The following is a 13,085-nucleotide window of genomic DNA, read 5'->3' as shown; positions in this document are numbered from 1 at the left end:
CGCACGCACGGCGCCGGCCCAGACAAGGAGACCACATGAGCACCGAAAGCAGCCAGGACGAGTCGCGCGACAGCCAACTGCGCGCCGACGCCCTCGAGTACCACCGCAGCCCCGTGCGCGGCAAGATCGAAGTGGTGGCCACCAAGCCGCTGTCGAACGGGCGCGACCTGTCGCTGGCCTATTCGCCGGGCGTGGCCTATGCCTGCGAAGAGATCGCGGCCGATCCGTCCAAGGCGGCCGAGTACACCTCGCGCGGCAACCTGGTGGCCGTGATCAGCAACGGCACCGCCGTGCTTGGCCTGGGCAACATCGGGCCGCTGGCCTCGAAGCCCGTCATGGAAGGCAAGGGCTGCCTGTTCAAGAAATTCGCCGGGGTCGACGTGTTCGACCTCGAACTGGACGAACTCGACCCGGATAAACTGGTCGACGCCATCGCGATGCTCGAGCCCACCGTCGGCGGCATCAACCTGGAAGACATCAAGGCGCCCGAATGCTTCTACATCGAGAAGCAGCTGCGCGAACGGATGAACATCCCCGTCTTCCACGACGACCAGCACGGCACCGCGATCATCTCCAGCGCCGCGCTGATGAATGCCCTGAAAGTGGTCGGCAAGGACATCGGCAGCGTCAAGCTGGCCGCCAGCGGCGCCGGCGCGGCGGCCATCGCCTGCCTCGACATGATGGTCAGCCTCGGCGTCAAGCGCGAGCACATCTACGTGGCGGACTCGAAGGGCGTGATCTACACGGGCCGCGAGGCCAACATGGAAGCGAACAAGGCGCGCTATGCCCAGACCACGAGCGCGCGCACCCTGGCCGACATCGTCCAGGACGCCGACGTCTTCCTCGGCTGCTCGACCGCGGGCGTGCTCAGCGCGGAGATGGTCAAGACCATGAAGGAGCGCCCGGTGATCCTGGCGCTGGCGAATCCGGAACCGGAGATCCGGCCCGAGGTGGCACGCGCGGCGCGGCCCGACTGCATCGTCGCCACCGGCCGTTCGGATTATCCGAACCAGGTCAACAACGTACTTTGCTTCCCCTACATCTTCCGCGGCGCCCTCGACTGCGGCGCGACGCGCATCACCGACGAGATGAAGCTGGCCTGCGTGTCGGCGATCGCGGAACTGGCCGAGGCCGAGCCGAACGACGCCGTGGCCGCGGCCTATGCCGGCGAAGACCTGCGCTTCGGTTCCGACTACATCATCCCGAAGCCCTTCGATCCGCGCCTGATGGCGGCCATCGCGCCGGCAGTCGCCATCGCGGCCGAGCAGTCGGGCGTCGCCGCACGTCCCATCACCGACATGGCGGCCTACCGCGAGCGCCTGGCCGAGATGATCTACCACACCGGCTTCTTCATGCGGCCCGTCTTCGCCCAGGCCAAGGCCAACCCACGCCGCGTGGCCTATGCCGAAGCGGACGACGCGCGCGTACTGCGCGCCGTGCAGACGGTGGTCGACAGCGCGCTGGCGCAGCCGGTGCTGATCGGCCGCGCCGACGAAGTCGCCCAGGCGATTGCCGCCAACGGCCTGCGCCTGCGCGCGGGCGTCGACTACACCCTGGTCGAAGCAGAAGGCGACACCACGCTGCAGGGCACGCGCCTGCTCGCCGCCAGCGAAGTCGACGCCCTCATCTGCGGCATGCGCGGCAGCTACGACAGCCACCTGGTGCACGTGAAGGACGTGATCGGCATGGCGCCAGGCGCGAACGTGCTGGCGGCCATGAACGCCCTGGTGCTCGACAAGCTGACCCTGTTCATCACCGACACCTATGTCAACGACAGTCCGTCCGCCGAGGAGCTGGCGGCGATCACGCGCCTTGCGGCCACCGAATTGCGCCAGTTCGGCCTCGAGCCGAAGGTCGCGCTGTTGTCGCATTCGACCGCGGGTTCGTCGGATCGACCGTCGGCGCGCCGCATGCGCGAAGCACGCGACCTGCTCGCGTCCTCCGATCCGGATCTGGCGCTGATCGGCGAGGTGCACGGCGACGCCGCCCTGTCCGAAGAGATCCGCCAGGTCTACCAGCCTTCGGGCGCCTTTGCCGGCAGCGCCAACCTGCTCGTGATGCCCTCGCTGGACGCCGCCAACATCACCTTTAATCTACTCAAGGTCTCCACGGGCAAGGGTGTGACGGTCGGCCCGATCCTGCTGGGCGCGGCCAAGCCGGTGCACATCCTGAGCCCGAGCGCGACCGTGCGCAGGATCGTCAACATGACGGCGCTGGCGGTGGCGGGCGTGCGCGCGTAGCCGTCGTGATGGAGGCGGCATCGGTTGCGGCCTCCCTCGGGTTTCAGCGTGGCTCGACAAAGGCTTCATGGCGGCCATGCGCTGCTGTATAGTCCGGCCATGCAAACACCGTCCACCGTCTTCTTTCTGCCTGGCGCCCTGGGCCGCACTGAATTCTGGCATCCCGCGGCCGCACTGCTGCAGCATGCCGCGCGCCAGGTTCATGTCGATTGGCCGGGCTTCAACGGCGTTCCGCGCGACCCCGCCGTCACGCGCATCGACGACCTGGCGGACAGGCTCCTGGCCCGCATGCGCACACCCGGTGCGCTGGTCGCGCAATCGATGGGCGGCGTCATCGCCATGCTGGCGGCGCTGCGCAGGCCCGATCTGGTGACGCACCTGGTGCTGTCGGCCACCTCGGGCGGGATCGACATGGGGGCCTTCGACGCCGAAGACTGGCGTCCGGCGATGCGCGCCGCCCATCCGGGCTTGCCCGACTGGTTCGAGGGCTACCGCGACGACCTTGCCCCGCGTCTGCCGACGCTGCGCATGCCGGTGCTGCTGCTGTGGGGAGACGCCGATCCGATTAGTCCGGTACAGGCCGGAGAGGCGCTGGCGCGCCTGCTCCCGCGCGCCACCCTGCACGTGTTTCCTGGAGCGGATCACAGTCTCGGCTGCACGCTGGCCGAGCGCGTGGCGCCGCTCATCGACCGCCATTTGTCCCTGCCGAGCGAAATCGCATGACCGACACGAACATTCACGTCCAGTCCCGCTGGGGCGCCAGCGCCGATGCGCCGACGGAGCAGCAGCTGGCCGACATCGTCGCCGAACTGTATCGGGAGGAGGATCCCGAACATGCGGGCGCCTGGATGGTGCGCAGGGATACGCTATGGACGCTGCGCCTCGACGAAGACCGTTCCGCCTATCTCGAACGCGACGAAGAAAATGCGGTGTCGCACCTGCCCGGGGTGACGCCGCAGATGGCGCTGGAACTGTGGCCGCGCTTTGCCGAAGGCGGCCTCGAGGCCGTCGCCGGCTTCCCCTGGCGCCCGGGCCCGCGCCTGTAAGCGTGATGACGGCGCCATTGTGCGGCAGCGTGTCCATGCCGCCGCTGGCCATGGCCACCACGCGGTGCAGCACCTCGAGCGGAATTTGCGCGTCCTGCGTGCCCTGGATGAAGAGATCAGACATGGCGGCGAGCGCGATGCGCATGCCGCCCCAGGCCGTATTCCGAAGCCGTGTTCATGGCCGCCAGGAGCGCGCCGCCGACGGCCGCTTTCGACCCGGCCGCGAAGCGATCCTTGATGCGCCCGAAGGCGGTGACGACCACCGATCCTACGCTGCCCGTGTCTTACGAGCAATTATTGCGACCTGATCCGCCATTGCGTGCTTTATCTTCTACGGCGCAACCCGGTTGCAGCGCCGATCTAGCGCGCCACATGTCCGCGTATCAGCCGGATGCGGCTGCCCTGGCCGGGCACCAGGCTGCGGTTGACGATGGCGATGCGCCCGTCGCGGCCGAGCGCCAGCTTGCTGCCCAACAGGCCTTGCTGGGAACCGTTGCTGCCGCCGTGCGGCGCGGCGCTACCCGGCACGACCGACGGTGCGGTGAAACTGCGTCCGCCGTCGCGCGAGACGCTGATGCCGAGGGAGCGCGGACGGCCGTCGCGTCCGAGGATTTCCCAGACGATGGCCAGCCCGCTCGCGCCGTCGCCCGCCAGCATCGGATAGGCGGCCCCGCCGGCGCCGAGCGGCGCGGCCAGGGTGCGCGCGGGCGCGAAGCGGACAGCGTCGTCCGCAAGCGCATGGCGCACCCGCGCGCTTGCCGCACCGTGCTCGGCGTAGACCATGTGCAGGCGGCCGGCGCCGTCGAAGGCCAGGCGCGGCGCATCGGCGCGGCCCTCCTCGCCGCCCACCAGGCGCGGCGCGCCGAAGCTGGCGCCCTTGTCCTGCGAGCGTGCGACGCGGATGGCGGCGCGCGCGTCTTCTCCCACTGCCCAGGCGAGGTGGACGGCGCCGTCCGGCCCGATCGCCAGCGCCGGGCCGCGCGCCGGCCGCTTTCCATCGCCCGCAAGTCGCTGCGGCGCGGAGAAGCTGGCGCCGCCGTCCAGCGAGCGCGCCAGCCACAGCGCGCCCTCGTATTCCGTCCAGCTGGCCAGCACCAGGCCGCCGGCGCCGATGGCGATATCGAGGCTGCCGTTCGACCAGGTGGCGCGATCGAGCCTTCCCTTGCCGTCGCCGCCGCGCGAGCGCGACAGGTTGAGCGGGGCCGAGAAGGTGCGGCCGCCGTCGTCCGAGCGCGCGAACAGGATGTCGCCGCCGTGCGACCCGCCGGAAAAAACGATCTCCTGCCAGAGCAGGCAGATGCGCCGCGGCTGCCCGGGGTCGACGGCGATGCGCGGCAGCCAGGAAAACGTCGCCGGGCTGCGCGACACGTTCACGGGCGCACTTAGGCGCCCTCCCATTGCCGTGCGCAGCCAGACATCCTTGCTTCCCTGCTCCACCCAGGCCAGGTACTGCTCGCCGTCCGGGGCGAGAGCGACGGTGGCGTCGTCGACATAGTCGTAGCGCGAATCGTTCTGGCGCCAGGCGCCCTTCTCGCCGCGGCCCGCGGCGATCTCGCGCGGCGCCTCCCACACAAGCGCGGGCGCGGCGGGTAATGCAGGCAATGCGACGCCCAGCGCGAACCAGGCGGTCAGGCGTATTCGGATCATGGCGGCCTCCTCGCCGCAAGGCTAGCACCGCCGGCGCCCAGTGCGCGCGCCGCTTCGCGCGCCATCGGACTAATATGGATGAGTAGCGTGAATCGCCAGGATTGCAGGCGGATTTCCAGGTTGCCGCAGGAATAAGGATGAGCGTTGCAATGCGTGCAATTGCGGTTTTCCCTTAGTTGCATATCAATCTATTTGCTGGTACAACCGAGCCTGCGTACATACCTGTTCAACAAGATCCCTCGAGGCTACTCGCGTGGAAGCACGGGATCTTGCGGTTCAAGTGGACGGTTGGGCAATACTTATAAACAGAGACCGAGGAAGACACCATGAAAATCACCCTGATGCGCGCCGCCGCATGCCTGGCCTTGTTTGGCAGCGCAATGGCCCATGCCCAGACCTATCCAACCAAGACGATCACCATGATCGTACCCTTCGCCGCCGGCGGCCCCACCGACACCGTCGCGCGCCTGGTGGCCCAGTCGATGGGCACCAAGCTCAAGCAGCAGATCATCATCGAGAACGTCGGCGGCGCCGGCGGCACGATCGGCGCGGCGCGCGTGGCCAAGGCCGCACCTGACGGCTACACGCTGTTCCTGCACCACATCGGCCATTCCACCGCGCCTTCGCTGTACCGCAAGCTTGCCTATAACGCCCAGACGGACTTCGAGACGATCGGCCTCGTCACCGACGTGCCGATGATGATCGTCGCGCGCAAGGACTTCCCGGCCAAGGACATGAAGGAGCTGCTCGCCTACGTCAAGGCCAACAAGGACAAGGTCACCTACGCCAACGCCGGCGTCGGCTCAGCCTCGCACCTGTGCGGCATGCTGTTCATGACGGCCATCGGCACCGACCTCACCACGGTTCCGTACAAGGGCACCGGCCCGGCCATGAACGACCTGCTCGGCGGCCAGGTCGACTTCATGTGCGACCAGACCACCAACACCACCAGCCAGGTCAAGGGCGGCAAGATCAAGGCCTATGGCGTGACCACCAAGACGCGCCTGCCCTTCATGAAGGAACTCCCGACCCTGGCCGAATCGGGCCTGCCGGGCTTCGACGTGGCGGTCTGGCACGGCCTGTACGCGCCGAAGGGCACGCCGAAGCCGATCGTCGACACCCTGGCAGGTGCCCTGCAGACGGCGCTGAAGGATCCGACCGTCAAGCAGCGATTCGCCGACCTCGGCACCGAGCCGGTCGCGGAATCGCGCGCCCGTCCGGAAGCCCTGCGCGCCCACGTCAAGGCCGAAATCGAGCGCTGGCAGCCGATCATCACCAAGGCCGGCGTCTACGCCGACTAAACCGACGGCAAGCAAGCCGCGAACCGCCACGCCGCAGCATGGGCGTGGCCGGTTCGCTGCGCGTGCGCCGTGGGACTGCGATCCCGCCGGCGCATCCGCATGCAGCACAGCATTCAAGAGCAACGCATCAGCAATAACAAGAAGGAGCGCGCAGTGGCATCATTCATCCGCCATCCAAAGGATTTTTGGATCGGCATCATTTTCCTGTTCTTCGGCATGGCCGCGGTCGTCATCGGCCTCGACTACCCGATGGGCACGGGCCGGCGCATGGGCCCGGCCTACTTCCCCACCGCGCTCGGCGCACTGCTCTGCCTGGTGGGCCTGGTGGGCGTGATCCGCTCCTTCCTGCGGGAGGGCGAACCGGTCGGCAAGTTCCACATCCGCGAAATCGTCCTGATCCTGCTGGCCGTCATCCTGTTCGGCTTCCTGATGCGCAATGCGGGCCTGGTGCCGGCGGCGCTGGTGCTGGTGCTGCTTTCCGCCTACGCCAGTCCCAAGTTCACCTGGGGCCCGTCGCTGCTGCTCGCGGCCGGCCTGGCCGCGTTCGCGGTCATCGTCTTCGTCAAGCTGCTCGGCTTGCCGATGCCCATCCTCGGCCCCTGGTTCGGCCAGCTCGGCATGTAAGAAAAAGAAAACATGGAAATCTTTGCCAACCTCGGACTGGGCCTGGAAACGGCCTTCACCCTTACCAATCTGGCCTATTGCCTGATCGGCGTGTTCGTCGGCACCGCCGTCGGCGTGCTGCCGGGCCTGGGCCCGATCGCGACCATCGCGATGCTGCTGCCGGCCACCTTCGGCCTGCCGCCCGTCTCGGCGCTCATCATGCTCTCGGGTATTTACTACGGCGCGCAGTACGGCGGCTCGACCACAGCCATCCTGGTCAACCTGCCCGGTGAATCCTCTTCGGTGGTGACTGCGATCGACGGCTACCAGCTGGCGCGCCAGGGCCATGCCGGCAAGGCGCTCGCCACGGCCGCGCTCGGTTCTTTCTTCGCAGGCACCGTCGCCACCATCCTGCTGGCCCTGTTCGCGCCGCCGCTGGCCGACCTGGCCCTGAAATTCGGCCCGGCCGAATATTTCGCCCTGATGGTGCTGGGCCTGGTCGCCTCGGTCGTGCTGGCCAGCGGCTCGCTCCTCAACGCGATCGGCATGGTCATCCTCGGCCTGCTGCTGGGCCTGATCGGCACCGACGTCAACTCGGGCCAGGCGCGCTACACCTTCGACATGCCTGAACTGGCTGACGGCATCAATTTCGTGATCGTCGCGATGGGCATGTTCGGCATCGGCGAAATCATCCGCAACCTCGAGCACGACGAGTCGCGCACCGTGATGATGAAGAAGGTCAAGGGCCTGATGCTGACCAAGGACGACTTCAAGCGCATCATCGCGCCGGTGCTGCGCGGCACCGGCCTCGGTTCGGCGCTCGGCATCCTGCCTGGCGGCGGCGCCATGCTCGCGTCCTTCGCCGCGTATTCGATCGAGAAGAAGATCTCGAAGAACTCGGCCATGTTCGGCAAGGGCGCGCTCGAAGGCGTGGCCGCGCCCGAAGCAGCCAACAATGCCGGCGCCCAGACCTCGTTCATCCCGATGCTGACCCTCGGCATTCCGTCGAACCCGGTGATGGCGCTGATGATCGGCGCGATGATCATCCAGGGCATCCAGCCGGGCCCGGCCGTCATGACCGAGCAGCCGGCGCTGTTCTGGGGCCTGATCGTCTCGATGTGGTTCGGTAACCTGTTCCTCGTCGTGCTGAACCTGCCGATGATCGGCCTCTGGGTCAAGATGATCACGGTGCCCTACCACCGCCTGTATCCGGCCATCCTGATGTTCTGCTCGATCGGCGTCTTCAGCCTGAACAACAACGAGTTCGACGTCTGGCTGATGGCCCTGTTCGGCCTGTTCGGCTATATCTGCGCGAAGCTGGGCGCCGAGCCGGCGCCGATGCTGCTCGGTTACATCATCGGCCCGATGATGGAGGAATACCTGCGCCGCGCCCTGCTGCTCTCGCACGGCGACCCGATGGTGTTCGTCCAGCGTCCGATCAGCGCCACCATGCTGGCCCTGGCGGCGCTGGCGATGATCATCGTGCTCTTGCCGTCCCTGCGCAAGAAACGGGAAGAAGCCTTCCACGAAGAGTAATTGCAAAAAACCCGGCATGGCGATGCCGGGTTTTTTTTCGCGCGCACGCAATATGACTATCACGCGGCGTGCGCATTCACCTGCTTGCACCCTGATCTATCTCATCTTGAACACACTTCTTGTGCGATTTTGCACAAAGACTTCGCAAGTGAGATTAAGTCGTTGACAATATTGACCCAAGAAAATACAGTTTCATTATAGATGGCACAGTTCCACCAAGAGAAACGCCGCCGCTATACCCGAAGTACCTTGCCGTCCGGCCTCGTCGGGGCCGGAGCACCTCGAAAACCCAGGAGACCGCATTAATGAAGAAGACCATCCTTGCAATGGCCGTGCTCGCTGCTTGCATGTCGACCGCGTCGGCGCAGACCAGTGTCACCATCTACGGCATCGTCGATGCCGGCCTTACCCACACGACCAATGATGGCCCGATCGGCGACCGCACCACGGTCGAAGCCGGCCAGCTGCAAGTCTCGCGCTGGGGCTTCAAGGGTACCGAAGACCTGGGCGGCGGCCTGAAGGCCCGCTTCGGCCTCGAAGGCACCCTGCTCAACGACACCGGCGCCGCCGGCGTCGCGACCGGCGCCGTGCCGACCACCGCCCTGTTCGACCGCGAAGCCACCGTCGGCCTCAGCGGCGCCTTCGGCTCGATCGACATCGGCCGCCAGAACATTCTCGGTATCGGTTCGGTCGGCCTGGCCGACCCGCTGGGCCTGGCTTTCGCGGCCACCAGCCCGAACGTGCTGTTCGGCGGCATGAACCACGCCGGCGTCTACGGTGCCTACGGCGCCAACGGCAGCGGCAGCGCCCTGCGTCAGAGTAACTCGGTCAAGTATGTCTCGCCGACCTTCAGCGGCCTCGGCTTCGCCGTGATGCGCGCCTTCGGCGAACAGGGCGCCGGCATCCAGAAGAGCTCCTACCAAGGCGCTTCGGTGTTCTACAACGCGGGCCCGTTCGGCGTCGCCGGCGCTTACGCGCGCATGAAGAACAACCTCGATACCGACCTGCTGACCTCCTACGGCGTCGGCCTGAAGTACAGCCTGCCGGCGGCCGTCATCAAGGGCACCTACATCGCCAACAAGTTCGATGTCAGCCAGCGCAAGATCGCCGTCATCGGCGTCGGCGTCGACGTGCCTGTCGCACCGGCCGTGACCCTGACCGGCGCGTTCTACAACACCAAGCGCTCGGGCGACCTGCGCGACGATTCGCAGCAGTACCACGCGATCGCCAAATATGCCTTCAGCAAGCGCACCGTGGCCTACGGCGCCTACAGCCGCGCCAACACCGACGCGGTCGTAACCGCGACCGGCATCAACCTGGCGCAAGGCTTCGTGGCTGTCGGCAGCGACCAGGCAAATCGCTTCACCGCCGGCGTGATGCACATGTTCTAATGCTGGACGGTTCGGCAAGGTAAGATGCAACACCACGGCGGCCCTCGGGTCGCCGTTTTTTTTGGCTACACAGATTCAACCATGACAACACAAGACAAGGACGGCCACGACGTGGCCTCAGTATCCGTACCAGCGGGATTCGAGCGCCTCAAGCGGGGCGGCCCCTACATGGCCAGCCTTGGCGACCTGTACTGCCGGCGCGAGGGCGACGCCATCACCATCGCGATGCGCATGGCCGACCAGCACACCAACATGCGCGGCATCGTCCACGGCGGCATGCTGGCCAGCCTGGCCGATTCGGCCCTCGGCCTCGGTTTGACCATGTCCTGCGAGGGCCGCAACTCCTTCGTGACCGTCAACCTCGGCAGCGATTTTCTCGATGCGGCCCGCCCCGGTGACTGGGTCGAGGCGCACGTGCGCATCGGCCGCATCGGCGCGCGCGTCGCCTTTGCCGAATGCGACCTGATGGTGGGCGAACGGCGCATCCTGCGCGCCAGCGGCGTGTTCGCGGTAATGAAGGCCTTGACGGCAGCCCAGCTCGACGCGGGTTACTAGCCGCCCAAGGTCAGCGCGCGCAAAAAAGCCGCGCACCTTGCGATGCGCGGCTTGGCGTGGAGCGATCCGCCTCAGCGGCGGCAGCTCAGGCGCAGCGTGTCGTTTTCGCGCGTGCTGACCTGTTGCGGCTGATCGTCGCCGCAGCGGTAGACCACGGTCAGGCGCTTGCCAACACCGATGGCCGGATCGCCGCACAGTCCGTTGTCGGCGCGCACGGCGCCGCCGTTGCGCTCCATCTCCTGACGCACGGCCCGGCGTGCATCGCACATGGCGCCGCGCGCCCCGTATTCCGCGCGTTCGATGTGCAGGCGGTTACCGCCGCCCGGGCGGCCGTAATCGTCGCGCCCCGCGCGCTGGCCGGCGGCAAAGCCATCGTCATAGCCGCGGCGGTACTCGGCGCTTTGGGCAAAGGCGGACGCCGACGCGGCGCCCAGGGCCAGGACGGCGACGAAACGCATCAGGTGTTGGCGAGCGAGTGACATTTTTTTCTCCCGGATTAAAGAATATCGTGCCGGATCGATTCCAGTTCGGCTTGCACGTAGGGGCACAGTGTGTCACCGAATCGCAGTGGAAGCTGTTGAAGGCGCTGTAAGACAAGTATCAATCTGTAAGTAGAACGAAGAGCCCGCGGGGAAGAGGCCATGCATCATACGGAATGATCCTCGATACGCTGGAGATACCAGCAACCGGCACGGCGCACGAAATGATAGGTCAGCAGCCAATCCGTGTCCGGCTTTTCGATCCGCACCGTCGCACTTCCCGCACTTCCCGCACTTCCACTGCCTTTACGCACGCTGGATGTGCTCAGCTGCAAGCCATTATCGCGGGCGTAGCTTCTCATCGTCGGCAAGGCCGCGTCATCTTCTCTCGATAGCGGCGTCGCGACCGTTTCGTCGATGACCTTTCCGTCTTCATAGCCGATTTCGTGTCGCAGGATGGGCATCGGATACAGCGTGCGCGCAAGGGCAAAAGTTTTATCGCGCGCAAAAGCGTCGATGAAGCGGGCGAATGCTTCGGGTGCGCCGGGTTTGCAGCCGGCCAGCGCATTCAAGGGCAGGAGCAGGCTCAGTAAGATCAAATAAGGCATCGATGGCGGCTTTCGTTCATTACAATGCAGTATGAACGCGAAGTATTACCCATTCGGTGCAGAAATGGCTACCCTCGATTTAAGCTGGTTCGATTCTCCGGAGGACGAATTCCAATTACAAAGATTGGACGAATCCATTTCCTACTTATCGGGCCGGGATACGGATCGCCGGGATATCGAGGCGCTGTTGGCCATATTCGAGCGTTTTCCCGAGCATGACGGTTTCGGCGTGTTCTGGGCCATCCTCCATTGCCTGGAACGCCTGCCCGGCTATGAACCGGCATTGCTGGAATCGGTGCGCCGTACACCAGGCAACTTCAATCTGCTGATGATCAAGCGCATGCTCAACAGCGGGATCACGCAAAGTGGAGACCAATCGCTGGCCGAACTAATACAGGAGATCGCGGACTCGCATCACGCGGGCGAGCGCGCACGCCAGATTGCGAAGCGCTTGCTGCCCCCCTCCGGTAAGGCATAACAAATGCATGGCTGGTACCAGCAAGCGTTTCACCTCGCCGGCGCCTCACTATGCTTTGCCCGGCAGACCACTACCCCCATAGGCGCGTTCCGTCCTCAGGACTCCAGCCGCGCCGCGATCTCGATCAGGCGCGGACGCACTTCCTCGAGCAGGAAGGCCTGCGACACGCTCGAGGACGGCCCGCCGCAGTTGATCGACATGAGCTGGTTGCCGCCGATGGGAACGAAGCCGGCGGCGATGCCGTTGACATCCTTCTGCCACTCGCCGAAGGAGGTGGTGCAGCCGTACTGCGCATAGTCGCGGGTGCCGCGTTCGATCGCGTCGAGCAGGGCCTTGTAGGCCATCTCGTCGATCTCCTGGTAGCGATCCAGGATGTCCTTGCGCTCCTGTTCAGTGGCCTTGACCAGATAGGCGCGGCCGATCGCCGATACCGCCAGCGGCATGCGCGAACCGACCTGCAGCGACAGCGCCAGGGCGGCCGTGCTGCGGCAGACTTCGATGGTGATCATCGACAGGCGGTCGCGCACGGCGATCGAGACCGTGGTGCCGGAAAAGTCGGCCAGCTCCTGCATCATCGGGCGCGCCAGCTGGCGGATGTCGAGGCGGGCCAGCATCGCGCTGCCCAGGCCGAGCGTTGCCGTGCCGAGGACGAAGCGGCCGCCGCTTTCCTGCACCAGGTAGCCCAGGCGCGTGAGCGTGTAGGTAAACCGGGTGACGGTGGATTTGGGCAGGCCGCAGCGTTCGGCGATCTGCTGGTTGGTCAGGCCCTTGTCGGCCGAGCGAAAGCACGACAGCACCTCCAGCCCGCGCGCTAGCGCCGTGATGAAGTAGCGCTCCTCGTTCTTGCGCGCAGCGTCGAAGCCGTCGGCGCCATCGGGATCGATCCCGCTCGTATTCGTATCGCTCGACTGCATCGATGCACCCCGGTTTGGATGTTGGAAAGCGGCCTGGCCGTCTTTCTCGTGAAAAGAGGCTTTGCCGCTGGACGCAAGGCATGGCACACTGGCCTTGCCTTGCCGGCAGATGAGTTGCCGCAACACATATAGTTTCGTTTTGTGCTGGCTCACCAGCGTTGGTGTTTGTGCCTCGACAACAAAACGTTGCTACTCATCTGAAATTATCGTATCCTTTTTTTGTTCCATTTTACACCCTGTAGTTTCGCAGAGTAAAACCAAAATCGCTGAATCCATCGGGAGCGCAG

Annotated in this window: 14 protein-coding genes; 9 read left to right on the top strand and 5 right to left on the bottom strand. The window is 65.8% G+C overall.

Features of this window, described 5'->3' with window-relative positions; all coding sequences use genetic code 11:
- Window positions 1–35: 35 nt before the first annotated feature.
- The 3 genes from ASF77_RS04760 (at window position 36) to ASF77_RS04750 (ending at window position 3,286) form a co-directional block, all read left to right on the top strand.
- Complete coding sequence (locus tag ASF77_RS04760; RefSeq protein ID WP_056335138.1) at window positions 36–2,240, top strand: NADP-dependent malic enzyme; 2,205 nt, start codon at window positions 36–38, stop codon at window positions 2,238–2,240.
- Window positions 2,241–2,339: 99 nt separating this feature from the next.
- A complete protein-coding gene (locus tag ASF77_RS04755; RefSeq protein ID WP_056335135.1) occupies window positions 2,340–2,963 on the top strand; it encodes an alpha/beta fold hydrolase in 624 nt (207 codons plus the stop codon).
- Window positions 2,960–3,286: a hypothetical protein gene (locus ASF77_RS04750; RefSeq protein WP_056335132.1), complete on the top strand. Its 327-nt coding sequence runs from the start codon at window positions 2,960–2,962 to the stop codon at window positions 3,284–3,286. The genes ASF77_RS04755 and ASF77_RS04750 overlap by 4 nt, the downstream gene beginning before the upstream one ends.
- A 116-nt stretch (window positions 3,287–3,402) precedes the next feature.
- Here the strand turns inward: ASF77_RS04750 and ASF77_RS24805 are convergent, their stop codons facing one another.
- Window positions 3,403–3,549, bottom strand: coding sequence for a hypothetical protein (locus tag ASF77_RS24805; RefSeq protein ID WP_229445237.1), 147 nt, complete (start codon window positions 3,547–3,549; stop codon window positions 3,403–3,405).
- Window positions 3,550–3,646: 97 nt separating this feature from the next.
- On the bottom strand, window positions 3,647–4,933 hold the full coding sequence (locus ASF77_RS04745) for a sialidase family protein (RefSeq protein WP_056335129.1): 1,287 nt from the start codon (window positions 4,931–4,933) through the stop codon (window positions 3,647–3,649).
- Between the two features lie 326 nt (window positions 4,934–5,259).
- Here ASF77_RS04745 and ASF77_RS04740 point away from each other — a divergent pair, with 326 nt between their 5' ends.
- From ASF77_RS04740 to ASF77_RS04720, 5 genes are all read left to right on the top strand, one after another.
- On the top strand, window positions 5,260–6,234 hold the full coding sequence (locus ASF77_RS04740) for a tripartite tricarboxylate transporter substrate binding protein BugD (protein ID WP_056335126.1): 975 nt from the start codon (window positions 5,260–5,262) through the stop codon (window positions 6,232–6,234).
- Between the two features lie 153 nt (window positions 6,235–6,387).
- Window positions 6,388–6,858 carry a tripartite tricarboxylate transporter TctB family protein gene (locus ASF77_RS04735; RefSeq protein ID WP_056336407.1) on the top strand — a complete coding sequence of 157 codons (471 nt, stop codon included), beginning with the start codon at window positions 6,388–6,390 and terminating at the stop codon, window positions 6,856–6,858.
- Between the two features lie 12 nt (window positions 6,859–6,870).
- Window positions 6,871–8,373 (top strand): tripartite tricarboxylate transporter permease, encoded by a 1,503-nt coding sequence (locus ASF77_RS04730; protein WP_056335122.1) that lies wholly within the window; start codon window positions 6,871–6,873, stop codon window positions 8,371–8,373.
- A gap of 305 nt (window positions 8,374–8,678) precedes the next feature.
- A complete protein-coding gene (locus ASF77_RS04725; protein WP_056335117.1) occupies window positions 8,679–9,764 on the top strand; it encodes a porin in 1,086 nt (361 codons plus the stop codon).
- Window positions 9,765–9,845: 81 nt separating this feature from the next.
- A complete protein-coding gene (locus ASF77_RS04720) occupies window positions 9,846–10,319 on the top strand; it encodes a PaaI family thioesterase (protein WP_162244826.1) in 474 nt (157 codons plus the stop codon).
- Between the two features lie 71 nt (window positions 10,320–10,390).
- On the opposite strand, the gene ASF77_RS04715 is transcribed toward ASF77_RS04720, so the two are convergent.
- Complete coding sequence (locus ASF77_RS04715) at window positions 10,391–10,801, bottom strand: hypothetical protein (RefSeq protein ID WP_156648725.1); 411 nt, start codon at window positions 10,799–10,801, stop codon at window positions 10,391–10,393.
- 164 nt (window positions 10,802–10,965) lie between these two features.
- A complete protein-coding gene (locus ASF77_RS04710) occupies window positions 10,966–11,406 on the bottom strand; it encodes a hypothetical protein (RefSeq protein WP_056335104.1) in 441 nt (146 codons plus the stop codon).
- A 31-nt stretch (window positions 11,407–11,437) separates the two neighbouring features.
- On the opposite strand from ASF77_RS04710, the gene ASF77_RS04705 reads away from it, so the two are divergent.
- On the top strand, window positions 11,438–11,884 hold the full coding sequence (locus ASF77_RS04705; RefSeq protein WP_056335100.1) for a hypothetical protein: 447 nt from the start codon (window positions 11,438–11,440) through the stop codon (window positions 11,882–11,884).
- Window positions 11,885–11,979: 95 nt separating this feature from the next.
- Here the strand turns inward: ASF77_RS04705 and ASF77_RS04700 are convergent, their stop codons facing one another.
- Window positions 11,980–12,798 (bottom strand): IclR family transcriptional regulator, encoded by an 819-nt coding sequence (locus ASF77_RS04700; RefSeq protein WP_082493554.1) that lies wholly within the window; start codon window positions 12,796–12,798, stop codon window positions 11,980–11,982.
- Between the last annotated feature and the right edge of the window lie 287 nt (window positions 12,799–13,085).

Origin of the sequence: Massilia sp. Leaf139 (genome assembly GCF_001424165.1) — a bacterium.
Lineage (GTDB): Bacteria > Pseudomonadota > Gammaproteobacteria > Burkholderiales > Burkholderiaceae_D > Telluria.
This window is presented reverse-complemented; position numbering and strand designations above follow the sequence as displayed.

What these genes read in the sequence shown, in the direction of transcription:
- ASF77_RS04700 (WP_082493554.1), bottom strand. Translation starts at nt 12,798, where the DNA reads ATGCAGTCGAGCGATACGAATACGAGCGGGATCGATCCCGATGGCGCC.
- ASF77_RS04710 (WP_056335104.1), bottom strand. Translation starts at nt 11,406, where the DNA reads ATGCCTTATTTGATCTTACTGAGCCTGCTCCTGCCCTTGAATGCGCTG.
- ASF77_RS04720 (WP_162244826.1), top strand. Translation starts at nt 9,846, where the DNA reads ATGACAACACAAGACAAGGACGGCCACGACGTGGCCTCAGTATCCGTA.
- ASF77_RS04715 (WP_156648725.1), bottom strand. Translation starts at nt 10,801, where the DNA reads ATGTCACTCGCTCGCCAACACCTGATGCGTTTCGTCGCCGTCCTGGCC.
- ASF77_RS04750 (WP_056335132.1), top strand. Translation starts at nt 2,960, where the DNA reads ATGACCGACACGAACATTCACGTCCAGTCCCGCTGGGGCGCCAGCGCC.
- ASF77_RS04755 (WP_056335135.1), top strand. Translation starts at nt 2,340, where the DNA reads ATGCAAACACCGTCCACCGTCTTCTTTCTGCCTGGCGCCCTGGGCCGC.
- ASF77_RS04705 (WP_056335100.1), top strand. Translation starts at nt 11,438, where the DNA reads ATGAACGCGAAGTATTACCCATTCGGTGCAGAAATGGCTACCCTCGAT.
- ASF77_RS04745 (WP_056335129.1), bottom strand. Translation starts at nt 4,933, where the DNA reads ATGATCCGAATACGCCTGACCGCCTGGTTCGCGCTGGGCGTCGCATTG.
- ASF77_RS04725 (WP_056335117.1), top strand. Translation starts at nt 8,679, where the DNA reads ATGAAGAAGACCATCCTTGCAATGGCCGTGCTCGCTGCTTGCATGTCG.
- ASF77_RS04730 (WP_056335122.1), top strand. Translation starts at nt 6,871, where the DNA reads ATGGAAATCTTTGCCAACCTCGGACTGGGCCTGGAAACGGCCTTCACC.
- ASF77_RS04740 (WP_056335126.1), top strand. Translation starts at nt 5,260, where the DNA reads ATGAAAATCACCCTGATGCGCGCCGCCGCATGCCTGGCCTTGTTTGGC.
- ASF77_RS04760 (WP_056335138.1), top strand. Translation starts at nt 36, where the DNA reads ATGAGCACCGAAAGCAGCCAGGACGAGTCGCGCGACAGCCAACTGCGC.